At 65.3% G+C, this 25113-nt stretch carries 20 protein-coding genes and 2 pseudogenes; 17 read left to right on the top strand and 5 right to left on the bottom strand.

Going from position 1 to position 25113, the window contains the following annotated elements; genetic code table 11:
- Positions 1 to 72: 72 nt before the first annotated feature.
- Positions 73 to 1293, bottom strand: coding sequence for an acyl-CoA dehydrogenase family protein (locus P0Y64_01140; GenBank protein WEK43476.1), 1221 nt, complete (start codon positions 1291 to 1293; stop codon positions 73 to 75).
- 158 nt (positions 1294 to 1451) lie between these two features.
- Between P0Y64_01140 and P0Y64_01145 the strand changes: the two genes are divergently transcribed.
- The 3 genes from P0Y64_01145 (at position 1452) to P0Y64_01155 (ending at position 3741) form a co-directional block, all read left to right on the top strand.
- Positions 1452 to 2663, top strand: a complete 1212-nt coding sequence (locus P0Y64_01145; protein ID WEK43477.1) for an MFS transporter — start codon at positions 1452 to 1454, stop codon at positions 2661 to 2663.
- 42 nt (positions 2664 to 2705) lie between these two features.
- Positions 2706 to 3398, top strand: a complete 693-nt coding sequence (locus P0Y64_01150) for a glutathione binding-like protein (GenBank protein ID WEK43478.1) — start codon at positions 2706 to 2708, stop codon at positions 3396 to 3398.
- A 106-nt stretch (positions 3399 to 3504) separates the two neighbouring features.
- Positions 3505 to 3741: a hypothetical protein gene (locus P0Y64_01155; protein WEK43479.1), complete on the top strand. Its 237-nt coding sequence runs from the start codon at positions 3505 to 3507 to the stop codon at positions 3739 to 3741.
- Between the two features lie 128 nt (positions 3742 to 3869).
- On the opposite strand, the gene P0Y64_01160 is transcribed toward P0Y64_01155, so the two are convergent.
- The gene (locus P0Y64_01160) at positions 3870 to 4658 is read right to left on the bottom strand and encodes an SDR family NAD(P)-dependent oxidoreductase (GenBank protein ID WEK43480.1); all 789 of its coding nucleotides are present in this window, start codon (positions 4656 to 4658) and stop codon (positions 3870 to 3872) included.
- A gap of 71 nt (positions 4659 to 4729) precedes the next feature.
- On the opposite strand from P0Y64_01160, the gene P0Y64_01165 reads away from it, so the two are divergent.
- Together P0Y64_01165 and P0Y64_01170 are read left to right on the top strand one after the other, a co-directional pair.
- On the top strand, positions 4730 to 6262 hold the full coding sequence (locus P0Y64_01165) for a class I adenylate-forming enzyme family protein (GenBank protein ID WEK43481.1): 1533 nt from the start codon (positions 4730 to 4732) through the stop codon (positions 6260 to 6262).
- Complete coding sequence (locus tag P0Y64_01170) at positions 6259 to 7044, top strand: thioesterase family protein (protein WEK43482.1); 786 nt, start codon at positions 6259 to 6261, stop codon at positions 7042 to 7044. The genes P0Y64_01165 and P0Y64_01170 overlap by 4 nt, the downstream gene beginning before the upstream one ends.
- A 72-nt stretch (positions 7045 to 7116) precedes the next feature.
- Here the strand turns inward: P0Y64_01170 and P0Y64_01175 are convergent, their stop codons facing one another.
- On the bottom strand, positions 7117 to 7278 hold the full coding sequence (locus P0Y64_01175; protein ID WEK43483.1) for a hypothetical protein: 162 nt from the start codon (positions 7276 to 7278) through the stop codon (positions 7117 to 7119).
- Positions 7279 to 7339: 61 nt separating this feature from the next.
- Here P0Y64_01175 and P0Y64_01180 point away from each other — a divergent pair, with 61 nt between their 5' ends.
- From P0Y64_01180 to rplL, 11 genes and pseudogenes are all read left to right on the top strand, one after another.
- Positions 7340 to 7783, top strand: coding sequence for a hypothetical protein (locus tag P0Y64_01180; protein WEK43484.1), 444 nt, complete (start codon positions 7340 to 7342; stop codon positions 7781 to 7783).
- An 84-nt stretch (positions 7784 to 7867) separates the two neighbouring features.
- Complete coding sequence (locus P0Y64_01185) at positions 7868 to 8587, top strand: response regulator (GenBank protein WEK44931.1); 720 nt, start codon at positions 7868 to 7870, stop codon at positions 8585 to 8587.
- A gap of 14 nt (positions 8588 to 8601) precedes the next feature.
- Positions 8602 to 9930 (top strand): ATP-binding protein, encoded by a 1329-nt coding sequence (locus tag P0Y64_01190; protein WEK43485.1) that lies wholly within the window; start codon positions 8602 to 8604, stop codon positions 9928 to 9930.
- 75 nt (positions 9931 to 10005) lie between these two features.
- The gene (locus P0Y64_01195; protein ID WEK43486.1) at positions 10006 to 11007 is read left to right on the top strand and encodes a CAP domain-containing protein; all 1002 of its coding nucleotides are present in this window, start codon (positions 10006 to 10008) and stop codon (positions 11005 to 11007) included.
- 162 nt (positions 11008 to 11169) lie between these two features.
- Complete coding sequence (rplK, locus tag P0Y64_01200; protein ID WEK43487.1) at positions 11170 to 11601, top strand: 50S ribosomal protein L11; 432 nt, start codon at positions 11170 to 11172, stop codon at positions 11599 to 11601.
- Between the two features lie 2 nt (positions 11602 to 11603).
- Complete coding sequence (gene rplA / locus P0Y64_01205) at positions 11604 to 12296, top strand: 50S ribosomal protein L1 (GenBank protein ID WEK43488.1); 693 nt, start codon at positions 11604 to 11606, stop codon at positions 12294 to 12296.
- Positions 12297 to 12472: 176 nt separating this feature from the next.
- The gene (locus P0Y64_01210; protein WEK43489.1) at positions 12473 to 14554 is read left to right on the top strand and encodes a TonB-dependent receptor; all 2082 of its coding nucleotides are present in this window, start codon (positions 12473 to 12475) and stop codon (positions 14552 to 14554) included.
- Positions 14555 to 14559: 5 nt separating this feature from the next.
- Entirely contained in the window at positions 14560 to 15600 is a 1041-nt protein-coding gene (locus tag P0Y64_01215; GenBank protein WEK43490.1) for an alpha-hydroxy-acid oxidizing protein, read from the top strand.
- Positions 15552 to 15794 (top strand): alpha-hydroxy-acid oxidizing protein, encoded by a 243-nt coding sequence (locus P0Y64_01220; protein ID WEK43491.1) that lies wholly within the window; start codon positions 15552 to 15554, stop codon positions 15792 to 15794. The genes P0Y64_01215 and P0Y64_01220 overlap by 49 nt, the downstream gene beginning before the upstream one ends.
- 300 nt (positions 15795 to 16094) lie before the next feature.
- A complete protein-coding gene (gene rplJ / locus P0Y64_01225; protein ID WEK44932.1) occupies positions 16095 to 16610 on the top strand; it encodes a 50S ribosomal protein L10 in 516 nt (171 codons plus the stop codon).
- A gap of 79 nt (positions 16611 to 16689) precedes the next feature.
- A pseudogene (gene rplL, locus P0Y64_01230) lies at positions 16690 to 17071 on the top strand (50S ribosomal protein L7/L12).
- Between the two features lie 445 nt (positions 17072 to 17516).
- Here rplL and P0Y64_01235 read toward each other — a convergent pair.
- Both P0Y64_01235 and P0Y64_01240 read right to left on the bottom strand, forming a co-directional pair.
- Positions 17517 to 17990: a hypothetical protein gene (locus P0Y64_01235; protein ID WEK43492.1), complete on the bottom strand. Its 474-nt coding sequence runs from the start codon at positions 17988 to 17990 to the stop codon at positions 17517 to 17519.
- A 619-nt stretch (positions 17991 to 18609) separates the two neighbouring features.
- On the bottom strand, positions 18610 to 20499 hold the full coding sequence (locus P0Y64_01240; protein ID WEK43493.1) for a CocE/NonD family hydrolase: 1890 nt from the start codon (positions 20497 to 20499) through the stop codon (positions 18610 to 18612).
- A 448-nt stretch (positions 20500 to 20947) separates the two neighbouring features.
- Here P0Y64_01240 and rpoB point away from each other — a divergent pair.
- Positions 20948 to 25105, top strand: a pseudogene (gene rpoB / locus P0Y64_01245) (DNA-directed RNA polymerase subunit beta).
- Positions 25106 to 25113: the final 8 nt, after the last annotated feature.

The following is a 25113-nucleotide window of genomic DNA, read 5'->3' on the forward strand; positions in this document are numbered from 1 at the left end:
CTGGCGCACCCTCCTCCACCCGGCCCTCTCCAGACGCTGGGTTTTCGCTCCCTCGCGTCTAACCGTTATGAACTATTGGTGATCCAGCATCCCCAGAATGCGCTTCGAGATCACATTGTTCTGAATCTCACTGGAGCCGCCGTAAATCGACACCGCTTTGCCCCACAGCCAGGTGCGCGTCTGTTCGAGTTCGGCTGGCGTGAAGCCCTCACCCTCCCAGCCTAACCCCTGCAACCCCATGATCTCGACGTTCAACTCGGCGCGATCCTGAGTTATCCGCGCGCCGACATTCTTCATCACGCTGGTCGCCGCCGAGGGGCCGGCATTACCCTTTGCCTCAAGTGCGGCGCGGCGCAGCGTGAGCGCGAAGGCGCGCTGATCCATCTCATGCTTGATGATCCGGGTGCGCAGATCGGCGTCGACGAGACGCCCCGATGCGTCGGTATCACGATAGCGCTTTGCGATATCCGCCACACGCTCGCCAGCGTTCATCCGTCCGGCCGAGCCGCCACCACCGGAAAGCGAATTGCGCTCATGCTGGAGCAGGCGGGTGCCGATCTCCCAGCCCTGCCCTTCGCGCCCGACGAGATTTTCCTTCGGCACCTTCACATTGGTGAAAAAGGTTTCGCAGAACGGCGACGAGCCGGAGATCAGCCGGATCGGCCGCGTCTCGACGCCTTCGCTCGTCATATCGAGCAGCAGGAAGCTGATCCCGGCATGTTTCTGCGACTTGTCCGTGCGGACCAGCGCGAAGCATTTGTCCGCCCATTGGCCACCGCTCGTCCACGTCTTCTGGCCGTTGACGAGATAATGGTCGCCCTTGTCCTCGGCGAAGGTTTGCAAGCTCGCAAGGTCGGAGCCCGCGCCTGGCTCGGAATAGCCCTGACACCAGCGCACCTCGCCACGGACGATGCCGGGAATATGCTGTTGTTTCTGCGCCTCGCTGCCATATTCGAGCAGGGTTGGGCCGAACATCATCACGCCCATGCCGCCGATCGGATTCCACGCGCCGATGCGCCCCATTTCCTCCTGCAATACGCGGGCTTCCGCGCGAGAGAGCCCGCCCCCGCCGTATTCCTTCGGCCAGGTCGGCACGCCCCAGCCCTTGTCGCCCATCGCCTCGCGCCATTTCGTTTGCGCCGGCGTTTCAGCGGTCGGCCCCTCAACTGCCGACATCGCGTTGTCATGCCCTCGCAATTCCGCCGGGAAATTCGCGCCGAGCCATGTGCGCGCTTCCTGACGGAAGGTTTCGAGATTGTCGGCGGGGTGTTCCAGGTCGGCGACAGTTGCCATCGGCATTACTCCACGATTCGCAAATCTGAAGATCGGGTATGGCCACCGGCATCGCATGACTCGCACGAAGATGCAAAGGGACAGCGCAATCGTGAATCGATAGAATATCGTCCAAACGACGGGCGCGGCCGCGCCGGATCGCGAAACAAGGGGGCTATTTGATCCGTTTCCACCATCGCGCGGTGCCGATCGCGCTGGCCGCCGTGCTGATCGACACGATCGGGTTTGGGATTGTCGCCCCCGTGCTGCCGACGCTCATCGTCGAGCTTGCGCATGTCGGCCTTTCCGATGCGACCCGCATCGGCGGCTACATGCTGATCGCGTTCGCGGTGGCACAGTTCTTCGCAGGGCCAGTACTGGGCAATCTCGGGGATCGGTTCGGCCGGCGCCCGGTGTTGCTCGCCGCAATGACCGCCTTTTCCGCCGATTACGCGCTGATGGCCCTCGCCCCGACGATCGGGTGGCTGTTTCTCGGACGCGTGATCGCGGGCATCACCGGGGCGACCTATGGCCCGGTGAACGCGGTGCTCGCCGATGTGACTCCTCCGGAAAAGCGTGGCGCCACCTTTGGGCTGGTCGGCGCGGCGTTCGGCGCGGGTTTCATCATCGGCCCTGCGATCGGCGGCCTGCTCTCGACCCTGGGCCCTCGTGCCCCGTTCATCGCTGCGGCTTGCCTTGCGCTAGCCAATGCCGCGACCATCGCGCTGATCATGCCGGAAACGCTGCCACGCGAACGCCGCCGCCCGTTCGAGTGGAAGCGCGCCAATGTGTTCGGCGCCTTCGCCCCGCTGCTTCACGCCGGCGGCGCGGCCCCGCTGCTCATGGCGGCATTGATGTGGCAGATCGCGCACATGGTCTATCCGGCCACATGGTCGTTCTACGCGGAGATCGCGCTGGGTTGGGATGCGCGCGCGATCGGCTGGTCGCTCGCCGCCGTCGGCGCGACGATGATGCTAGTGCAGATACTCCTCACCGGCCGCGCGATCGCCCGCTTTGGCGAGGAACGCACCGTATTGATCGGGCTGGCGATCGGCGTGATCGAATTCGCCCTATTCGTCTTCGTAACGACTGGATGGCAGGCTTATGCGCTGATCCTGGGCGGCGCACTGACCGGACTGATCTTTCCGTCGATCAACGCGATCCTGTCTAACCGTGTGGACGCGAGCCATCAGGGCGCGCTGCAAGGCGGGATGGCAAGCCTTTCCAGCATCTCGTCGATCGTCGGACCACTGGCTATGACGCAGGCGCTGGCGTTCGGCGCGGATCATGGCGCACCCGGCAGCGCCTTTCTGCTCGCCGCGATATTGGCCGCGCTTTCGCTTGCGACGATCTGGTTTGGCGTCGTGCGGCGGCGCGGAGCGCTTGCGTGAAGGGCTCCACCGGCCCATCTCCGTTGCGAAGGGGAAAGCCCAATGATCGATCTGCATTTCTGGCCGACGCCGAACGGCCACAAGATCACGCTGTTTCTTGAGGAAGCCGGGCTCGATTATACGATCAAGCCAGTGAACATCGGCGCCGGCGATCAGTTCAAGCCCGAATTCCTGACGATCGCGCCGAACAACCGCATGCCCGCGATCGTCGACCATATGCCGCCCGACCGCGGCGAGCCCATCGCGATCTTCGAATCCGGAGCGATCCTGCTCTACCTTGCGGAAAAGACCGGCAAGTTTGGCGGCAACGGGCTGCGCGAGCGCACCAAGGTCAATCAGTGGCTGATGTGGCAGATGAGCGGCCTCGGCCCGATGCTGGGGCAGAACCACCATTTCACCCGCTATGCGCCCGAGAAGATCCCTTACGCCATCGATCGCTATGTCCGGGAGACCAATCGGCTCTACGGCGTGCTCGACCGACGACTGGAGGGCCGCGATTTCATCATCGGCGACAGCTACACGATCGCCGACATGGCGAGCTATCCATGGATATTGCCCGAGATACAGGGGCAGGACATGGCCGATTTCCCCAACCTCGCCCGCTGGCACGCCGCGATCCGCGCCCGCCCCACGACCGAACGCGCTTACGCCAAGGGTAAAGCGGTGGCCCCGCAGCAGCAGACGCTGAGCGAGGAGGCGAAGAAGATGCTGTTCGGGCAGACTGCGAAGGTTTGATTTTTTGGGGACGTCAGCACGGCGGGTATCGCCCCAATGCTGGACATTCGCTGCCAGACGGCCCGATCCTGTTTGCGGACGTTCCGTCGTAGGTTATGAGTTGGAGGTGTCCGACAATCTCATCATTGGTTTTTTGACGATTGCCTTCATTGCGTTGGCGATCATCTTCTTTTTCAATACCCGCAAAAGCTTAGCCACTGGGGTTGGACGGATCAAAACTGTCGTATGCTCCCGGCACGAGCATCCCATCGGTTTTTGGTTCGTGACGACTTTCTCTGGTGGTCTTTGCCTGCTCAGCGCCTACCTCGCGGGTCTGCTGGCACACGCGTTGATCACCACCTAACGATCGGCAGCTATAGCAGCTTCCGGCCTCAAAGCTGCCCGACCGCTTGCCACCAGCATCCGTCATAACAAGATGCACCCGGCGCCCGGCACCCGCCGCGCAACTCGATCGCCCTCGCGATCGATGCCTCACCCCATCTCCCGTCCCGGCCGTCGGCTGAGCCCGACATCGAGGTGCGCGCCCGCGTCCACTCGCCACACTTCGCCGGTGATCGCGCGGCCGGCGGGATCGAGCAGCATCTCGACAGGGCCGGCGATGTCGTCCGCTTGTGGGGCCATCGCCATCGGGGTCATCCCTGCGATCCGCGTGTCCAGCGCGGCCTTGCCCTCCGCCCCCAACGCCTTCTCGAACCAGCCGGTACCGACATAGCCGGGCGCCACGGCGTTCACCCGGATCTTCGGCGCCAATACTCGCGCAAGGCTTTGCGTCATCGTGATCATCGCGCCCTTCGACGCTGCATAAGCGATCGACGAGCCGATCCCGTGAATGCCCGCGACCGATGCCACGTTGACGACCGCCCCATGCGAACTTGAACCCAGAGCCGCCGAAGCTGCGCGCGTCATCTGAAACGCGGCGATCGTGTTGAGGCGATAGATTTCGATGAAATCTTCCGCCTCCAGCCCCTCGAGCCGCTCATGCGCCATATGCTTGGTGCGCCCCGCGTTGTTGACGAGGAAATCGATGCGCCCAAGGCGCTCCAGCGCCGTTCCGACAAGCGCACGACAAGCTGCATCTTCGGTGATATCGGCCTGAACGGCGATCGCCCCAGCCCCCACCTCGGCCGCCAGCGCCTCCGCCTCGGCCCGGCTGTGCGCGTAGTTGATAACGCAAGCCACCCCGCGCCGCGCGAGTCGGCGCACCACCGCCGCGCCGATCCCAGTGCCGCCACCCGTCACGATCGCCACAGAGCCCTTCATTCATCCCTCCTGACGCTTTTTCGAAAATCGCGTATGGCATTCGACGATCGCATCGCCTAGCGCCGTTGTTCATGATCGACGCCGCCGTGATGCTCGCCGAGCCGTTCGGGCTCCTGCCCGACCTCATTCGCACCCATGCAAACAGCCAGCCGGAAAAACTCGCCATTGCGGACGAGGATTCGCAGGTGAATTATGCGGAACTGAACCGGGCGATGGATCGCGTGGCCGCCGCGTTGCAACGCGACGGCACCGCACAGCGCCAGGCGGTGGCGATGGTTGCCTATCCATCGGTGCAGCAGGCGATCGTGTTTCTGGGAGCATTGCGCGCAGGCAGCGTCGCCGCGCCGATCCAGCCTTCCGCCACGCCGGAGCAGATCGCGGGCATGGTTGCGGATAGTGGCGCCAATCTCGTCTTCCTCGATGCCGCCAATGCGGATGCCCTGAAGGACCAGGCGCTCGCCGCACGCGTCATACGGCTGGAGGCGCTGAACGACTGGCTTGCCCTGGAAGACGCAACGCCCGCGCCGGTAAAGATCGCGCCGGACGATGGCTTCAACATCATCTATTCGTCGGGCACCACCGGCGTACCGAAAGGCATCGTCCAGAGCCATGCGATGCGCTGGCAGCATTTCTCCCGCAATGTCGGCGCGGGCTTCGATACTGCGGTGACATTGTTGTCCACGCCGCTTTATTCGAACACCACGCTCGTCAGCTTCCTGCCGACGCTGGCATGGGGTGGCAGCGTCGTGCTGATGAAGAAGTTCGAGGCGCATCGTTTCCTCGAACTGGCGGAACAATATCGCGCGACGCACACGATGCTGGTGCCGGTGCAATATCAGCGGATCATGGCACTCGCCGATTTCGATCGCTTCGATCTCTCCGCATTCCGCTTCAAGACCTGCACCTCGGCACCGTTCAAGGCCGAACTGAAGCGCGATGTGATCGCACGCTGGCCGGGCAAGCTGGTCGAATATTACGGCATGACCGAAGGGGGCGCCTCGTTCATCCTGATCGCGGACGAGTTTCCGGACAAGCTCCACACGGTCGGCCGCCTCGCCCCGGGGCATGAGGCGAAGCTGCTCGACGAAGAGGGCAACGAAGTGCCTGAGGGCGGGATTGGCGAGATCATCGGGCGCTCGCCCGCGATGATGAACGGCTATCACGGCCGCGCCCAGGCGACGCGCGACGCCGAATGGTTTGACGCGAACGGCAATCGCTGGCTGCGGCACGGCGATGTCGGGCGGTTCGATGAGGATGGCTTCCTCACGCTGATGGACCGCAAGAAGGACATGATCATTTCCGGCGGGTTCAACATCTACCCATCCGATCTCGAAGCGGTGCTGGCCGGGCACCCGGCGGTGGCGGATTGCACCGTGGTCGGCGTGGCGAGCGAGGAATGGGGAGAGACACCCGTCGGCTTCTACGTCCCCCGCGACGGCGCGAGCGAGACGACGGAAGATATTCGCCAATGGGCCAATGCCCGGCTCGGCAAGACGCAGCGGCTGTCGGCCCTGTTTGTCGCGAGTGAATTGCCGCGCAGCGCAATCGGCAAGGTATTGAAGCGCGAGCTCCGTGATCGGCTCGCGGCGGGGGAATTCGCATGATCAGCCTGAAACAGATACTCGATGGCCTCGAACCGCTTGCCGAGCGCAGCGGCTGGCGCGGCACGATCCCAGACAATTGGTTGCAGGGGCGCACCGCTTATGGCGGCCTGTCGGCGGCGATCGCGTTGCACTGCGCGATGCAATCGGACGAAGATCTGCCGCCGCTGCGTTCGGCGCAGGTTTCATTTATCGGCCCGCTTTCCGGCCCGATTCTGGTGACCACACACCGGCTGCGGCGCGGCAAGAATGCCGCCTTCATTCAGGCCGATATCGAGAGCGAGGCGGGGCTGGGCTTGCGCTGCACCTTCGTGTTCATGCGCGCGATCGAAAGCGAGGTGGATTATCAAACCACCACCCTCCCCGATTTCCCGCGTCCGGGCCCCAATGACACGACGTTCAAGGGCAACGCCCACGTATCCTTCACCCGCAACTTCGAATTCCTCGATCGGCGCGAAGGAGCGGATTTGAAGCCTGCGGAATGGCTGCGCTGGACCCGCCTGAATGAGCGTGACGGGATCGACCCAATGGTCGAACTGATCGCGATCGGCGATTGCCTGCCGCCCGCTGCCTTGCGGCTGATCGGGCGCAACGTGCCGATGAGTTCGATGACCTGGATTCTGAACCTGCTTGGCCCAGCGCCCACGACCAAGGACGGTTGGTGGCTGTTGCGCTCAAACGCCGATTACGCACGCGCTGGCAGTTCATCGCAGCAGATGGGCATCTGGAACACCGCAGGGGAGATGGTGGCGGAGCAAATGCAGTCGGTCGCGCTCTTCGGATAAAACTGCGTAGGTCGCGCGACAAATTGCGACAATTTCGGTTCGCAAGCGACACATCCCCGCGACAAGGCGCCTTTAGACCTCGTGGTAACGGCCGGGAACCGCCCGCGCCGCACCACGAGGATCGACAATGAAAAAGCTGTTGCTCTCCCTGACGATCGGATCGGCTGCGCTGGCCTTGATGTCGCCGGCGCTCGCTTCCGCCCAAACCACACCACCGCCGCCCGGCGCCGCCACGCACGGCCGTATGGCCGATCGCACCGTCACTCGCGAAGAGGCTCTGGCGAAGGCGGACAAGATGTTCGACGCGATCGACACCAATCATGACGGCAAGATCACGCGCGACGAAATGCAGGCCGCGCGGGCAAAGATGCACGAAAAGATGCGTGAACGCTGGCAGGCCCGCCGCGGCGATCAGGCAAATCCGGCCGCCATGGCGGATGGTGCAGGCAAACGTGGCGGCTGGGGCGGACATCGCGGCGGCATGGGTATGGGGATGAGCGAGCGCGGCGGCGACCCGAACCGCGTCATCACTCGCGAAGAGTGGCGCCAGAAGGCAATCGAGCGTTTCGACCGGGTTGACCTGAACCACGACGGAAAGATCGATCCGCAGGAGCGCGCGGCGGCCCGTCAACAGATGCGCGAGAAGATGCAGGAGCGGGTGCAAATGCGCCGCGATCGCCGCGCCCAGCCGCCGGCGGACGGCACAACGCCGCCGGCTCCTGCCCCGCGCACCAACTGATCGGCCGCGGCCGATCGCGCCGGGTGGTATCCTCCGGCCACCCGGCGCTTTTCTTGGAGTGACGACATGCTAAACGCCGACGCGATGGGGGAAACGCCGCACCTTCTGCTTGTGGACGACGAACGCTCGATCCGAGAGCCGCTCGCCGCCTATCTGGCGAAACAGGGCTTCCGCGTCACCCAAGCGGCGGACGCGGAACAGGCGCGCGCGCGGCTCGCGGCTTATGCGATCGATCTTATCGTGCTCGATATCATGATGTCGGGCGAAGACGGGCTCTCCTTATGTCGCCATATTCGCGAGACGAGTGATCTGCCCGTCATCCTACTTACCGCACGCGCCGAGGAGACCGACAGAATCGTCGGGCTGGAGATGGGCGCGGACGATTATGTCGTAAAGCCTTTTTCCCCGCGTGAGCTTTCGGCGCGGATAAAGGTAGTACTGCGCCGGATGCAGGCCGGGGGCACGCGGCAAAGCGCGCCCGAAAGCGGCGCTTATGCCTTCGCCGGGCGCGTGCTCAAGACAGGCGAGCGGACGCTGGTCGATCGCGACGGCGTATCGGTGCCGCTGTCGACCGGCGAATTCAACCTGCTGCTCGCGCTCGTCAGCCGTCCGCGTCAGGTGCTGACGCGCGACCAGTTGCTCGATCTGACGCAGGGGCGCGAGGCCGCCGCCTTCGATCGCGCGATCGATAACCAGATCAGCCGCCTGCGCCGCAAGATCGAGGTCGACCCCAAGACGCCGGAGATCATCAAGACGGTATGGGGCGGCGGCTATACCTTCGCGGCGGAAGTCACCCGCTTGTGACAATCCGGCCGGGCATGCCACGCAGTCTCGCTGGGCAGATGGCGTTGCTGGTGGCGATCGCGCTGTTCGCGGCGCAGGCGGTGAACTTCGCACTGATCGTCCGCGATCGTTCGACCAACCGCATCCAGCAGGCGGCGGCTGTCCCCGCGCTACGCATCGCTGACGCTATCGAACGCGAGGCGGAGGGGCGGCCCAGCCCATTCGATCGCGGCCGCATACGACGCCTCGCCGTGAATCCGATCCCGGCCGATCTGCCGCGCCGCGAGGATGTCGCACAGGCGGTCAGCGCCAATCTCGCGCGGATGAATGTCGCCGTCGGGCGGGTCGATGCCGCGATGCTGCATGGTGCGCCCGAAGCGCGACGCGACACCGCCCGCGCGCAATTGCGTGACCGCGCTCATGGCCCGCGCCGGATGATGCTGATTGCGGTGGAACAACCGGGGCACGGCTGGCTTGTAATGCGCGCGCAATGGCCCGCACCGGGCCCGGCGATATTGGGATGGCTGATCGCCCAGACGCTGATTCTCTATGTCATCGTGCTGGTGCCTGTGCTGTGGCTGGCCCGGCGCATATCGCGCCCGTTGCGGGCGCTGGCGCTCGATGCGCAGCGCTTCTCGCTGAACGGCGATGCGGCGGCGGTGCCTGAACAAGGCCCAGCGGACGTGCGCAGCGTGATCGCAGCTTATAATTCGCTGGGCATCCGCGTCAGGGCGATGCTCGAAGAGAAAGACCGGATGCTCGGCGCGATCGGGCATGATCTGCGTACACCGCTCGCCGCGCTGCGCGTGCGGATCGAATCGGTTGAGGACGAGGCCGATCGCGCGCGGATGGCAGATACGATCGCGGAGATGAATCGTACGCTCGACGACATCCTGAGCCTCGCCCGGCTTGGTCGTCCAAGCGAACCTCTCACCGAGGTCGATCTCGCCGCGCTGGTGGACGCGGTGGTGGAGGATTTCCGCGACCTCGGCCATGCGGTGACGTTCGACGAGGCGGCGCGGCTGCCGGTGCGTCTGCGTCCGTCGCTGATCCGCCGTGCCGTGCGCAACCTGATCGAGAATGCGGTTAAGTATGCGGGGGCGGCGGAGGTGTCGGTGGTTCGCGGCATCGATGCGGTATCCATCATGGTCGCAGATCGCGGGCCCGGCATTCCGCCCGAGCGTATCGCCGATGTGTTCGAGCCGTTCACCCGGCTGGAAAGCTCGCGCAATCGCGACACGGGCGGAATCGGGCTCGGCCTGGCGCTCGCACGGGCAATCGTGCGCGAGGCGCGCGGTGAAATAGTGCTCGCAAATCGCGACGGTGGTGGACTGGAAGCGACGCTTACGCTTCCCATCCGCTGAGCTCAGCAAAGCTGGCGGCGAACCCCGCGCATATTTTTTTGCGAATTCGCAGGGTTTTTCTGGTTAGGAGCGGATATGCATATCTCGCCCCGTTCCCTTGCAGCTTTGGTTTTCACGATCCTCGTCACCGGCTGTGGCGGATCGGACGGCGGCGGATCGACGGGAAGTGGCACCGTCACCCAGGTGACCGCGCCGGCACCGACACCAAGTGCAACGCCGACATCGTCCAATGGCTGGGCCGCTCTCGTCGCCGCGCTTTATGATGTGCAACCCGATGCCACCGCCTGCACCTCCGGCACGCTCAAGGCATCGGTGAAGCAAGATTTTCTAAACAAGCTCAATGGCATCCGTGCGCTGCACAATCTTCCGGCCGTGACCTATTCAAGTGATGAAGACAGTCAGGAAGAGGATGCATCGCTGATGATGGCGGTGGCGAAACAACTTAGCCACACGCCCGATGCGAGCTGGCGATGCTATAGCACGAGCGGGGCAACCGCCGCGGGATCGAGCAACCTCGTCGGTGGCTGGGGTACGGGCCTGCCATTCCACACCGAGGATGATTATCTCGGGCTGTGGCTGACTGAAGGCGGTTCCGCCGACATCGGCCACCGTCGATGGATCCTGAGCCCGTTCCTCGGCAAGACATCCTATGGCCGGGTCGCGGTCGTTTTGTCGGACGGGTCACGCGCCAGCGCAGCATCAATGCGCGTGTTCAAGTTCAACAACGATCCGCCGGTGCCGAGCGGCGTGCCGCCGTTCGTCGCTTATCCTTATGGCGATTATCCGCAGCGCTATTTCGGGCTGACGAATTATCTGTCGTTCAGCGCGATCGCCAATACGACCAGTTCCTGGGCGAATCAGAGCGTCAGCTTCGCAAGCGCAGCAATCACCGTCACCGGCCCTTCCGGCCCGATGACCGTTACCGACATCAGCGTCGACAATCAGGGTTATGGTGTGCCCAACAGCCTGCAGTGGCGCGTCACCGGGCTCCAGGCGGGCGTTTCCTATACGGTGCGGATCACCGGGGTGAGCGGGACCCCGCAATCGAGTTATAGCTACAGCTTCCGCGTCATCTGACCTGCGCGGTTGCAAGGAAGCGCGGTTTCGGCTAACGGCGCCAGCTTCCTCGCGATAGCGTTGGAATGCTTGCGGGAGGGCGCACGCCCGATCGAACCGCTAAACTTGAAACCAGGTCGCCGCGTGGCTTCGCCCACGAGCCGGCCGGATTGAGAGAGTGACATGGCAAAGAAGATTACCGGTTATATCAAATTGCAGGTGCCTGCCGGCGCCGCAAACCCCTCGCCCCCGATCGGCCCTGCGCTCGGTCAGCGCGGTGTGAACATCATGGAATTCTGCAAGGCGTTCAACGCCCAGACGCAGGACATGGAAAAGGGCGCCCCGCTCCCGACGATCATCACCGTCTATGCGGATCGTTCGTTCTCGTTTGAGACGAAGACCCCGCCGGCAACCTTCCTCATCAAGAAGGCGATGAACCTGAAGTCGGGCTCCAAGGAGCCGGGCAAGGTTAGCGCGGGCAAGATCAAGCGTTCGCAGCTTTCGGAAATCGCTCAGACCAAGATGAAGGATCTGAACGCGACCGATATCGAATCCGCGACCCGGATCATCGAAGGCAGCGCGCGGGCCATGGGCCTCGAAGTGGTGGAGGGCTGAACATGGCGAAGCTGACCAAGAAGCAGAAGGCAAACCAGGTCGACAGCGAGAAGCTGCACGGCGTCGATGAGGCGATCGCGCTGGCCAAGGCCAATGCAACGTCCAAGTTCGACGAGACGATCGAGATCGCGCTGAACCTCGGCGTCGATCCGCGTCACGCTGACCAGATGGTCCGTGGCGTCGTCACGCTCCCGGCCGGCACCGGCAAGACGGTGCGCGTCGGCGTGTTCGCCAAGGGCGCGAAGGCTGACGAAGCACGCGCCGCTGGTGCGGACGTTGTCGGTGCGGAAGACCTGATGGAAACCATCCAGGGCGGCACGATCGATTTCGATCGCTGCATCGCAACCCCGGACATGATGGGCGTCGTCGGCCGTCTCGGCAAGGTGCTGGGTCCGAAGGGCCTGATGCCGAACCCGAAGCTCGGCACCGTGACGATGAACGTCGCCGAAGCCGTTAAGGCGGCCAAGGGTGGCCAGGTTGAATACCGCGTCGAAAAGGCCGGCATCATCCACTCCGGCATCGGCAAGGCGAGCTTCGCCGCAGAAGATCTGCGTCGCAACTTCGACGCGCTGGTCGATGCGGTAGTTAAGGCGAAGCCGTCGGGCGCCAAAGGCAAGTATGTCCGAAAGATCGCCGTCAGCTCGACGATGGGCCCGGGGATCAAGGTCGACGTGGCGGAAGTCGCCGGCGCCTAAGCCAGCGAACACCCCCATGCGGAAATGGAAGGGCCGGGAGCGATCCCGGCCCTTTCCTTTTATGCGCAGGTGAATGCCGCTTGCATCGCCGCGCGTGTCGCGACACCAATAACGCCCGTCGCCCCGAAACGTCCGGTCGCTTCCAATTAGTTTGATATCCCACTAAAGGAGCGCGCATGATCCGTCCGCTCGCCATCGCCCTGCTCTGCTCCACCGCTTCGCTAGCCGACGCACAGGCCACCGGCGCGACGCCCGAAGACACTCCTCAGCCGGACGTCATCGTCACCGGGCGCGGACTGGACGATCGCTTGGGCGACCGCGCATTCGACGTGGTAACGATCGACCGGAACCGGATCACGGACAATGCCAGCACCCGGCTGGAGAGCATCCTGGGCGATGTCGCCGGGTTGCAGCAATTCCGCCGTTCGGACTCGCGCTCCGCCAATCCCACCAGCCAGGGCATTTCGCTGCGCGGGATCGGCGGCAACGCTTCCAGCCGCGCGCTACTGATCCTGGACGGCGTGCCGCAGGCCGATCCGTTCGGCGGTTGGGTACCCTTCCCCGCTTATGCCACCGCCCGACTGGGGCGCATCCGCGTCACGCGCGGCGGAGGCAGCGGCTATTTCGGGCCGGGCGCACTCGCCGGCACGGTCGAGATGGATTCGGCAACCCCGGATCAACTCTCCCCGCTCGCGCTCGGCGTGGCTTACGGCAGCCGCAATTCGCTGGAGGCGGACGGCAGCGCGGCGCTGGTGCGTGACGGCGGCTTCGCCACCATCTCCGGTAGCTATGCGCGCGGCGACGGCTTCACGCCGACCGTCCCCGAATCGCGCGGGCCGGTCGATCGCCCCGCGCCTTATGAGCAAGCGAGCGGCGCGTTTCGCGGCGTGATCGGCATCGCGCCGAACACCGAGGTTCAGGCTAGCGTCAGCGCTTTTACCGACACGCGCGATCGCGGCACCGCCTTCACCGGCAACACGAGCCAGGGCGCGGACGCGAGCCTGCGGCTGATCGGGCGCGGCGCGTGGAACTGGTCCGCCCTCGCCTATCTCCAGACGCGCGCTTTCTCCTCGAACTTCGCGAGCATCAACGCGGCGCGCACCACCGCGACCGAAACGCTCAACCAATATAACACCCCCGCGACCGGCATCGGCGCGCGGCTGGAAGTCGCCCCGCCACTTGGCGAGGGCATGTCATTGCGGCTCGGCGCGGACGTGCGTGCGGTGTCGGGACGGACGCAGGAACTGTTCAGCTATGTCGCCGCCGCGCCGACCCGTCAGCGTTATGCCGGCGGCGAGACGCGCAACGCCGGGTTGTTCGCGGACGGCAGCGCCGAACTCGGTCGCGTGATGCTCGATCTCGGCGGCCGCGTCGATTGGTGGCGGATCGCCAACGGCTATCTCAACGAACATGTGCTGGCGACCGGCGCGTCAGTGAACAACCTGCGCTTCCCCAACCGCGACGGCACCGAGGCGACCGGCCGCGCCGGGATCGCGTGGCGACCGATCGACGCGATCACGGTGCGCGCGGCGGCCTATCGCGGCTGGCGGCTGCCGACGCTCAACGAGCTTTATCGCCCGTTCCGGGTCGGCGCGGATGCCACCGCCGCCAATGCCGCGCTCAACCCGGAGAAGCTCACCGGCTATGAGGGCGGGCTGACGATCACGCCGACAGGCACGACCTCGATCGCGGTCACCGTGTTCCACAACCGGCTCGACGACGCGATCGCCAACGTCACCGCCGGAATCGGACCCGGTAATTTCCCCGGCGTCGGCTTCGTCGCGGCGGGCGGTGTTTATCGCGTCCGCCAGAATCTCGACGCGATCACCTCCACCGGCGTCGAACTGGACGCCAATTGGCGCGTCGGGCCATTTAACGCGCGTGCCTCGTGGCAGCACGTCGACCCGCGGGTTGTCGCATCCGGCGCGTCCGCGGGGCTGAACGGGCTGCGCCCGGCGCAAACGCCGCTCGATCAGGTTTCGGGCACGCTCGGCTGGCGCGCTGGCGATGCCTCACTCTCCGCGACATTGCGCTATGTCGCGCGGCAGTTCGACGACGACCAGAATACGCGCAGCCTGCGCCCGGCCACGACGATGGATGCGGTGGCCACGCTGCCGCTCAACCGCTCATGGCTGATCGAGGCGCGCGCCGAAAACGCGTTCGACGCGCGGGTCGACGCCGGGATCAGCGGCAACAACATCGTCGAACGGGCGACGCCACGCACGCTTTGGCTGGGCGTACGTTACCGAATGCGCTGACATCCTTGACGCCGCCATGTGCGCGGGCCGACAACGCCGCGCATAACCATAACAAGGCGGAGGCGGGGATGCCGCATTACGGCGACTTTCAGAACCTGATCTATGGCGCGGGCCTGACCGGCGTGCAGCCCACGCTGCCAGTCGATTTCGCCACGCTAAAGGCTCGCGCGGAAGCCGCGATGCCACCGTCGGTGCTCAATTACGTGCAGGGCGGGTGTGGCGACGAATTCACCCAGGATGAGAACGCGCGCGCCTTCCGCCACTGGGGCATGGTGCCCCGCATGATGGTGGATTGCACCAATCGCGACCTGTCGATCGAATTGTTCGGACACAAGCTTCCCTCACCGGTGTTCATGGCGCCGATCGGCGTTACCGGCATCGTGACGCAGGATCAGCACGGCGATCTGGCCGCCGCGCGCGCTTCAGCCGCGACCGGCGTGCCGCTCTGCGCCTCCACCCTGTCGAACGATCCGCTGGAGGATGTGCACACCGCGTGCGGCGAAACCCCCGCCTTCTTCCAGCTCTACACCCCGCGCGACAAGGACGTGGCGGCGAGCCTAGTCAGCCGGGCCGAGGCCGCCGGATATAAAGCGATCGTCGTCACGCTCGATACATGGGTGACCGGGTGGCGGCCGCGCGATCTCAACGTATCGAACTTCCCGCAATTGCGCGGGCACGTGCTGACCAATTATTTCGTCGATCCGGCGTTTCGCAAATTGCTCGCCAAGCCACCTGAGGAAGATTTGCGCACCGCCATCGGCACATGGGGCGCCACTTTTGGCAAGGTGCTGACGTGGGACGATCTGCCGTGGCTGAAATCGCTCACCCGCCTGCCGATCGTGCTCAAGGGCATCTGCCACCCCGATGACGCGCGGCGCGCGATCGACGGCGGCGCCGACGGCATCTACGTCTCCAACCACGGCGGGCGGCAGGCGAATGGCGGGATCGCCGCGATCGACATGCTGCCGGGGGTCGCCGGAGGCGGTCGAACGGCCGCGTGCCCGTGTTGTTCGATTCCGGCATCCGTTCGGGCAGCGACGTGGTGAAGGCAATCGCGCTGGGCGCGGACGCGGTGGGCGTCGGGCGGCCCTATTCCTATGGCCTTGCGCTCGGCGGCGCGGATGGCGCGGCGCATGTTCTGAAGTCGATCCTCGCCGAAGCGGACCTGTTGATGGCGGTCAACGGCTATCCGACCATCGCGGCCGTGCGAGCGGAAGGCGCGCACCGGACCGACCGATAGATTGACTTTCGCGCCCAACGCTATATTGGCCCGCGCTCGTCCGGCAGCCTTCGTGCCGCCGGGCACCGTCCGAGACAGTAGGTGCCGGGTTACCGGCTTAATCTCCTACCGAGGCGGGGACAGGATTTTACCGGCTGGTCATTCATCGACGCGCCGGTCTGCCACGGCCTGCTCATGCAGGCGGCTCGCGTTGCTTCCCATTCCCCATCGCTGGACAACTCTCACGCGTCGCAAGGCCCCGTGTGGGGCAATGCAACCGGGCATGGGCCTTCGGCTTATGCCCAGAACGTGGAGAATGGCATGGATCGTGGTCAAAAGACCGCTGCCGTCGCTGAGCTCAACCGCAATTTTTCCGAGGTCGGCGTGGTGGTTGTCACCCGCAATCTCGGGATGACCGTTTCGCAGTCGACTGTGCTGCGCAACAAGATGCGGGAGGCTGGCGCCAGCTACAAGGTCTCGAAGAACAAGCTTGCCAAGATCGCGCTCGACGGCACCGACTATCTCTCGCTGGGCGATATGCTCACGGGTCCGGTCGGTCTCGCCACCTCGATCGACCCCGTCGCTGCGGCGAAGGTGGCGGTCGAGTTCGCGAAGACGAACGACAAGTTCGAAATCGTGGGCGGGGCGATGGGCGCAACCGCGCTCGACGTGGAGGGCGTGAAGGCGCTCGCCTCGTTGCCGTCGCTGGACGAGCTCCGGGCGAAGATCGTTGGGCTTCTCGTGGCACCCGCCACGAAGCTGGCGACCATCACCCAGGCGCCCGCTGGCCAGCTCGCGCGCGTGCTTAAGGCATATTCGGAGAAGGAAGCCGCCTGATTTTCGGGCGACTACTCTATCAACCAACCTTGATGCCCCGCGCGCAAAGCGTCGGGCAACGATTTGAAGGAAGTGAACAATGGCAGACCTGAACGCGCTGGTTGACCAGCTTTCCGAGCTCACCGTTCTCGAAGCGGCCGAGCTGTCGAAGCTTCTCGAAGAGAAGTGGGGCGTGAGCGCCGCTGCGGCGGTTGCGGTTGCCGGCTCCGCCGCCGGCGGCGCCGGTGGCGCGCGCGGCAGCCGAAGAGAAGACCGAGTTCGACGTGATCCTCACCGGCGACGGTGGCAAGAAGATCAACGTCATCAAGGAAGTCCGCGCGATCACCGGCCTCGGCCTGACCGAAGCGAAGACGCTCGTTGAGTCGGCTCCGAAGCCGATCAAGGAAGGCGTCTCGAAGGACGAGGCCGAGAAGGTCAAGAAGCAGCTTGAAGAAGCTGGCGCGACCGTCGAGCTCAAGTAAGCCGCTGCGGGGAAGCGGGCCTCGTCTCGCTTCCCCGCAAGGCCGGCCGGCGCGACCTGTGGTCGCGTCCAACGTCACGGGCTGTGCCAGTGACGAGCCGATATAAGGAAAGGGGCGGTTCCCTACGCGGGAGCCGCCCTTTTTTATCCTACTCCCGTCCCTTTCAAGGGAGGGGTCGGGGGTGGGTAGCGTCTTGACGATACGGATAGCGTGCGCAGGCATCGCCCGTACCACGAGCACGCCACCCACCCCCAGCCCCTCCCTTGAAAGGGACGGGAGTTTAGGGGTTACCGTTTCACCGTCGTGCCGTGCGCGCGGATCGCGATCGCATCGTGCATCCGCGCCGGCTCGTCGAGCCACATCGGGGCGAGCTTGGCGCCGTCCGCGCGCTCACACGCCGACCGCGAACGCCGCTGTGGTCTGCCCCGGCGTGCCGCCGGCCGCATCATAGATCGCACTTGAGCGCGATGACCGGCACGAACATCGGCCGATCGGCCGCGGAGAGCGCGACGATCGCCTCGCGCGGCATCGTGGCGAGCCCGCGCACGACCTTCTCCTCGCCCGGCGCAAGCGTGAACGGCGGGATCACCGGGCGCGCGACCGGCTCGGCATAAAGCGTTTCGAGCACCGCATCCTGCCCCGGCTGCGCGCTGGTCAGCAGGATCGCGAGACGGATCCATCGCGCGCCGGGGCGCTGCCCTCGTTGCGCACCGTCCAGCGAGACATCCGCGGTGGCGGTGACGAGATTGAGCCCCGCCCGATGCACCAATGGCGCGGCGAGATCGAGCCAGGCGCGCTCGCTCGGCGCGGGGCGTTCAAGGAATTGCGGCGTGGCGGCGGCGGCTGGCGGCAGCCGCCTCTGGCTCCGGCTCTGGCTCGGCGCCGGCTCAACCGGCGCGGCAGGCGGCGGCCGGCGCATTGGAATGATCCGCGGCGGGCGCTGGACAGCTCGCCGCACTTTCTGCCGCAGCGGCGCGCCGCCGCACCGAGCGCAACAGCCACCGAGCAGCACGCACGATCAGGCCGCCGAGTGCCACGGGTACCAGCCATGCCCGGCCAGCTCGCAGCACTTCGACGGCTCGGCACCGGCACGATTGGGCTTGGCAACCGGGGCCGGCCGTCGCGCTCCGGCGCAGCGATCGGCGCAGTGCCGAGCGACCGCCGCCGGCCGCTCGGCGTCGGGGTCGCGGTCGCGCCGCGGCGCCTTCGGGCGGCGTTCGCCGGCGCAGCGACCGGGCGCCGGCTGGGTGCGCGGCGTTGCGCTCGCCTGCGGGGTCGGGCGGACGAGCGGGCGTGGCTCGCGCGCGCGGCGCGCCGCGGCGGGGTTGCGGTGGCGCGCGGGGTGGGCACGACGACCGGCGCGTCACCGGCTCCGGCACCGCGGACGGCAATTGCACCGTGATGACCGGCGGCGGCATCGTCGCGACCGGCGCGCTGCCCGGCGTGGCCGGTCGCGCCATCCTGCGGCACCGCCTGCGCAATTGCCTGCCCTGCGAAAAGCACCGCCCCGGCCAGCGCCAGCCCTGTCGTTCCGATCTTCATCCCGCGCGCGTTATCCACTCGAAGCTGAACCTCAGCCAACGATCACTTGTCCCGCCGCGCCACCGCACCGGCAGCCACACCGCGCTCGCCGCCGCGCCGCCGCGCATCAGCGTGATGGTCGCCTTCTGATAATCGGCCTGCTTCGCGAGGAAGATATTGGGGACATATTTCTGCGGGTTGCGATCGTAGAGCGGGAATAGCGACGATTGCACCTGCACCATGATGCGATGCCCGGGCTGGAACACATGGTTCACCGTCGGCAGGCGGAAGCGATAGCGCTGCACCTTGTTGGCGGGGATCGCCGAGGGATGCTCGAAACTGTCGCGATAGCGCCCGCGGAAGATATCGAGGCTGATCGCGAGCTGATAGCCGCCCTTCTTGGCGTCATTGGCATATTCGTCCGGGTAGACGTCGATCACCTTGACCACGAAATCGCCGTCGGTGCCGGTGGTCTTGGCGAACAGCTCCGCGATCGGCGCGCCCGAGACGCGCACCGGCGCGGTGAGCGGCGCGGTCTGATAGGTCATCACATCGGGCCGGCCGTCGACCGCGCGCTGATCCTGCACCAGCCACGATTTCCAGCGATCGCCGTCACCCAGATTCACCGGGCGCGGCAGATGCGGCACCGGCTTGGCCGGATCGGAGACATAGCTGTCGCCCCCTACCCCGCTCTTGTCGAAGCCCAGCCCGCCATCGGCCTCGAGATAGATCGGCTTGAGCGGCGCGGCGCAGCCCGCCTCGCAGGCGAGCGGCCATTGCGGCAATTTGTCCCAATGGTTCTCGCCGGTATTGTAGATCAGCGCCTGCGGCGGGGTGAACGCCGGGCGGCCGTCGCGCAGATATTGGTCGAAGAACGGGAAGAGATATTTCTCGCGCCATTCGGTCGCGGTGTCGCCGTTCCATTTGAACGCGCCGAGCGATGAGCCGTCATAATTGGCCTGGCTGTGCCGCCACGGCCCCATGACAAGGAAATTGCTGCCGAGCTTGCCCTTGGCCTTCAGCGTCTCCCACGCATGGATCGCGCCATACATGTCTTCCTGATCCCACAGCCCCTGTTCCCACATCGTCGGCACGTCGGACGGATTGGCGGCGATGAGCTTGTCGAGCGCCTGTCCCTGCCAGAATTCATCATAGGCCGGGTGCGCGACCATCCGCTGCCAGTAAGGCAAAGCGGCATAGCCCGATTTCTCGGCCCATGCCCCGGCCGAGCCGATGCGGCGGAACTGGTCGTAATCGTCGTAGAAGCCCGAGGCGGGTTCCGGCGCGGCGCCCTTGAACCCGGTCTGCGAGCCGAGCCAGCCGATATTGGCGAGGCGGAAAGCGCCGTAATGGAACCAGTCGTCGCCCATCCAGCCGTCGATCATCGGGCTTTCCGGCGCGGCGACCTTGAGCGCGGGATGCGGGTGAAGCAGCGCCATCACCACCGTGAACCCCTCATAGGACGAGCCGAGCATCCCGACGCGGCCGTTGGTTTCGGGGAGGTTGGCCTTGTTGACCAGCCAGTCGATCGTATCCCAGGCGTCGGTGGTGTGATCGACCTTGGTCGGGTTGAGCGGGCCGATCACCGGGCGGGTGACGACATAATCGCCCTCCGAGCCATATTTGCCGCGGATGTCCTGAAACACACGGATATAGCCGGCGCGGACGAACGGCTCGTCGCCTTGCGGCAAGACCGAGACCATATTGGGGCTCGCCACCCGCTCGGCGCGTGCGGAGGCGTTATACGGCGTGCGGGTGAGCAGGATCGGCGCATTGGTCGCGCCCTTGGGGATGACGATGACGGTGTGCAGCTTCACCCTGTCGCGCATCGGGATCATCACATCGCGCTTCACATAATCGTTCGCGGTGATCGGATAAGCGAAGTCCGCCGGGATATCGCCCCCCACATGCGGCGCGCTGACCTGTTGCTGCGCGGCGAGCGGCGCGGCGGTCAGCGCGAGGCACGGCGAGGATCAGGGATTTGCGACGCATCGATTGGTCTGCCCCGTTCGCGACAGAAGGATGCGCTGCGTTATGCCGGGTCGGGCCGGTGGATCAACCGCGCCAAGCCACTTCGTCATCCCCGCGAAGGCGGGGGCGGGAATGACGGGGGAACGCGTGGGAATGTCGAACGCGCGCTCATTGACGTTGCTGGACGCGGCCTCCTACATTCGCAGCCTCTTGCCGGAGCTTCGGGACATGATGCGGCGTCGCGCACCGTATCGGACGAATGGGGGCTCTCCGGTTTCATAAGACGCTTACAGGCTGCCGTCGCCCCGCTTGGGGAGTTGACCGCGGCCTTTTCGCGTCCGTTCTTGCGCTCGAACGGTTTTTTGACTGAGGGCTGACAGCTACATGGCAACCAAGGCGATCGAGGGCGCTACCACGCCCAAGCGGCGCATCCGCAAGGTGTTCGGCAACATCCACGAAGTGGTGCAGATGCCGAACCTCATCGAGGTCCAGCGCGAGAGCTACGAACAGTTCCTGCGCTCCGATCCCTCGATCGGCTATGTTTCCGGTCTGGAAAAGACGCTGCGCAGCGTGTTCCCGATCCGCGATTTCGCCGGCACCGCCGAGCTCGATTTCGTCAACTACGAGCTGGAGACCGCCGAAGTTCGACGTCGAGGAATGCCGCCAGCGTGGCATCACCTATGCCGCCCCGATGCGCGTCACGCTGCGCCTGATCGTGTTCGAGGTGGATCCCGATACGGAAACCCGCTCGGTGCTCGATATCAAGGAGCAGGACGTCTACATGGGCGACATGCCGCTCATGACCGAGAACGGCACCTTCTTCATCAACGGCACCGAGCGCGTCATCGTCAGCCAGATGCACCGTTCGCCGGGCGTGCTGTTCGATCACGATCGCGGCAAGACGCACTCCTCGGGCAAGTATCTCTTCGCCGCGCGCGTGATCCCGTATCGCGGCTCGTGGCTCGATTTTGAGTTCGACGCCAAGGACATCGTCAACGTCCGTATCGACCGTAAGCGCAAGCTGCCGGTCACGGCGCTGCTCTATGCGCTGGGCCTGAACTCGCGAAGAGATCCTCAACTCACTTCTACAACCGCGTCACCTTCGTTCGTGGTGAGGGCGGCTGGAAGATTCCGTTCCAGCCCGAAAACTGGCGCGGCGTGAAGCCGAGCTTCGACATCGTCGATGCAAGTCGGGCGAGATCGTCTTCCCGGCCGGGCAGAAGATCAGCCCGCGTGCCGCGAACAAGGCGGCGAAGGACGGCCTGACCGACCTGCTGATCCCGACCGACGAAATCTTCGGCCGCTATTCGGCCTATGACCTCATCAACGAGAGCGACCGGCGAGATTTACGTCGAGGCGGGCGACGAGATTTCGCCTGAGAACCTCGAGCTGCTCGACAAGCGCGGGCGTCGATCAGATCGAACTGCTCGACATCGATCACGTCACCACCGGCCCGTGGATCCGCAACACGCTCAAGGCCGACAAGGCCGAGAGCGCGAGCAGGCGCTGCAGCGACATCTATCGCGTGATGCGCCCGGGCGAGCCGCCGACGCTGGAAACCGCCGAAGCGCTGTTCGCCGGCCTGTTCTTCGATCCGGACCGCTACGATCTGTCGGCGGTCGGCCGCGTCAAGCTCAACATGCGCCTCGATCTCGACGCCGAGGACACGTGACGACGCTGCGCACCGAGGATATCCTCGCGGTGGTGAAGACCCTCGTCGAACCTGAAGGACGGCAAGGGCGAGATCGACGACATCGACAATCTCGGCAACCGCCGCGTGCGTTCGGTGGGCGAGCTGCTCGAAAACCAGTATCGCGTCGGCCTGCTCCGCATGGAGCGCGCGGTGAAGGAGCGCATGTCCTCGGTCGACGTGTCGACCGTGATGCCGAACGACCTGATCAACGCCAAGCCCGCGGTCGCCGCGGTGCGCGAGTTCTTCGGCTCGTCGCAGCTCTCGCAGTTCATGGACCAGACCAACCCGCTCTCCGAAGTGACGCACAAGCGTCGCGTTTCGGCGCTCGGGCCGGGCGGTCTCACCCGTGAGCGCGCGGGCTTCGAGGTCCGCGACGTTCACCCGACGCATTATGGCCGTATCTGCCCGATTGAAACGCCGGAAGGCCCGAACATCGGTCTGATCAACTCGCTCGCTCGCTTCAGCCGCGTCAACAAGTACGGCTTCATCGAGACGCCGTATCGCCGCAAGTGATCGACGGCAAGGTGACCAAGCGAGGTCGTCTACCTGTCGGCGATGGAAGAGGCGAAGCACACGATCGCGCAGGCGTCCGCCGATCTGGACGCGGACCGCTTCATCGAGGAACTGGTCTCGGCGCGTCAGGCGGGCGAATTCCTGATGGCGCTGCCCGATCAGATCACGCTGATGGACGTTTCGCCGAAGCAGCTCGTCTCGGTCGCCGCCTCGCTCATCCCGTTCCTGGAGAACGACGACGCGAACCGCGCGCTGATGGGCTCGAACATGCAGCGTCAGGCTGTGCCGCTGGTCAAGGCCGAGGCACCGTTCGTCGGCACCGGCATGGAAGAGACGGTTGCGCGCGATTCGGGCGCGGCCATCGGCGCCAAGCGCGCCGGTATCGTCGATCAGGTGGACGCCAGCCGTATCGTCATCCGCGCGACGGGCGAGGTTTCGGCCGAGGAAGTCGGGCGTCGACATCTACACGCTGATGAAGTTCCAGCGTTCGAACCAGTCGACCTGCATCAACCAGCGTCCGCTGGTGAAGGTGGGCGATGTGGTGCAGCGCCGGCGACATCATCGCCGACGGCCCGTCGACCGAGTTCGGCGAGCTGGCGCTGGGCCGTAACGCGCTCGTCGCGTTCATGCCGTGGAACGGCTACAATTATGAGGACTCGATCCTCATCTCCGAGCGGATCGTGAAGGACGACGTGTTCACGTCGATCCACATCGACGAGTTCGAAGTGGCCGCCCGCGACACCAAGCTCGGGCCGGAAGACATCACCCGCGACATCCCGAACGTCGGCGAGGAAGCGCTGCGCAACCTCGACGAGGCGGGCATCGTCTATATCGGCGCCGAGGTTGAGCCGGGCGACATCCTGGTCGGCAAGATCACCCCGAAGGGCGAGAGCCCGATGACGCCGGAAGAAAAGCTCCTCCGCGCGATCTTCGGCGAAAAGGCGTCCGACGTGCGCGACACCTCGCTGCGTCTGCCGCCGGGCGTCGCTGGTACGATCGTCGACGTGCGCGTGTTCAATCGCCACGGCATCGACAAGGACGAGCGCGCGATGGCGATCGAGCGCGAGGAGATCGAGCGCCTGAAGAAGGACTCGGACGACGAGCGCACGATCCTCAACCGTGCAACCTGGTCGCGCCTGCGCGAGATGCTGCTGGATCAGGTCGCCACCGCGGCCCCCAAGGGTCTCAAGAAGGGCGTGACGATCGACGCCGACGTGCTCGACTCGGTCGATCGCCATGAGTGGTGGAAGTTCGCCGTGGCCGGACGACAAGGTCCAGGGCGATCTGGAAACCGTCAAGGCGCAGTATGACGAGGCGGCCAAGCGGATCACCGACAAGTTCCACGACCGGCGCGAAAAGCTGGAGCGTGGCGACGAGTTGCCGCCGGGCGTGCTGAAGATGGTCAAGGTGTTCGTTGCGGTGAAGCGCAAGCTGCAGCCGGGCGACAAGATGGCCGGCCGTCACGGCAACAAGGGCGTGATCAGCCGCATCCTGCCGGTGGAGGACATGCCGTTCCTCGCCGACGGTACCCCGGTCGATCTCGTGCTGAACCCGCTGGGCGTGCCTTCGCGTATGAACGTCGGCCAGATCTTCGAAACCCATCTGGGCTGGGCCGCGCGCGGCCTGGGGCAGCAGGTTTCGCAGGCACTGGAAGATTGGCGCGAGGCGAATCCCGATGCCAAGGCCGGCGCGATGCCGGAAGCGGTGAAGGAGCGTCTCAAGACGATCTACGGCGAACATTATCTCGCGCGATATCGACGCCGCGATGCGCGACGCGATCGTCGAGCTGGCGCAGAACCTGCAAGGGCGGCTCCCGATGGGCACTCCGGTGTTCGACGGCGCGGTCGAGGCGGATGTCGCCGACATGCTGGAGCTGGCCGGTCTCGACTCGTCGGGTCAGTCGGACTCTGTTCGACGGTCGCACCGGCGATCAGTTCGATCGCAAGGTGACGGTCGGCATCATCTACATGCTCAAGCTGCACCACCTTGTGGACGACAAGATCCACGCGCGTTCGATCGGGCCGTACAGCCTCGTCACCCAGCAGCCGCTGGGCGGTAAGGCGCAGTTCGGCGGCCAGCGCTTCGGTGAAATGGAAGTGTGGGCGCTCCAGGCTTACGGCGCGGCCTACACGCTGCAGGAAATGCTCACGGTGAAGTCCGACGACGTGGTCGGCCGCACCAAGGTCTATGAAGCGATCGTCAAGGGTGACGACACATTCGAGGCCGGCATCCCGGAGAGCTTCAACGTGCTCGTCAAGGAAATGCGCAGCCTCGGCCTCAACGTCGACCTGAAGTCGATGGACGAGGACGACGGCCTCGCGGAAGCGGCGGAATAACGGGTGCG

Origin of the sequence: Candidatus Sphingomonas colombiensis, assembly GCA_029202845.1 — a bacterium.
GTDB lineage: Bacteria > Pseudomonadota > Alphaproteobacteria > Sphingomonadales > Sphingomonadaceae > Sphingomonas > Sphingomonas colombiensis.

What these genes read in the sequence shown, in the direction of transcription:
- rplK (WEK43487.1), top strand. Translation starts at nt 11,170, where the DNA reads ATGGCAAAGAAGATTACCGGTTATATCAAATTGCAGGTGCCTGCCGGC.
- P0Y64_01160 (WEK43480.1), bottom strand. Translation starts at nt 4,658, where the DNA reads ATGAAGGGCTCTGTGGCGATCGTGACGGGTGGCGGCACTGGGATCGGC.
- P0Y64_01170 (WEK43482.1), top strand. Translation starts at nt 6,259, where the DNA reads ATGATCAGCCTGAAACAGATACTCGATGGCCTCGAACCGCTTGCCGAG.
- P0Y64_01150 (WEK43478.1), top strand. Translation starts at nt 2,706, where the DNA reads ATGATCGATCTGCATTTCTGGCCGACGCCGAACGGCCACAAGATCACG.
- P0Y64_01190 (WEK43485.1), top strand. Translation starts at nt 8,602, where the DNA reads ATGCCACGCAGTCTCGCTGGGCAGATGGCGTTGCTGGTGGCGATCGCG.
- P0Y64_01185 (WEK44931.1), top strand. Translation starts at nt 7,868, where the DNA reads ATGGGGGAAACGCCGCACCTTCTGCTTGTGGACGACGAACGCTCGATC.
- P0Y64_01210 (WEK43489.1), top strand. Translation starts at nt 12,473, where the DNA reads ATGATCCGTCCGCTCGCCATCGCCCTGCTCTGCTCCACCGCTTCGCTA.
- P0Y64_01140 (WEK43476.1), bottom strand. Translation starts at nt 1,293, where the DNA reads ATGGCAACTGTCGCCGACCTGGAACACCCCGCCGACAATCTCGAAACC.
- P0Y64_01235 (WEK43492.1), bottom strand. Translation starts at nt 17,990, where the DNA reads ATGCGCCGGCCGCCGCCTGCCGCGCCGGTTGAGCCGGCGCCGAGCCAG.
- rplJ (WEK44932.1), top strand. Translation starts at nt 16,095, where the DNA reads ATGGATCGTGGTCAAAAGACCGCTGCCGTCGCTGAGCTCAACCGCAAT.
- P0Y64_01180 (WEK43484.1), top strand. Translation starts at nt 7,340, where the DNA reads ATGTTCGACGCGATCGACACCAATCATGACGGCAAGATCACGCGCGAC.
- P0Y64_01165 (WEK43481.1), top strand. Translation starts at nt 4,730, where the DNA reads ATGATCGACGCCGCCGTGATGCTCGCCGAGCCGTTCGGGCTCCTGCCC.
- P0Y64_01195 (WEK43486.1), top strand. Translation starts at nt 10,006, where the DNA reads ATGCATATCTCGCCCCGTTCCCTTGCAGCTTTGGTTTTCACGATCCTC.
- rplA (WEK43488.1), top strand. Translation starts at nt 11,604, where the DNA reads ATGGCGAAGCTGACCAAGAAGCAGAAGGCAAACCAGGTCGACAGCGAG.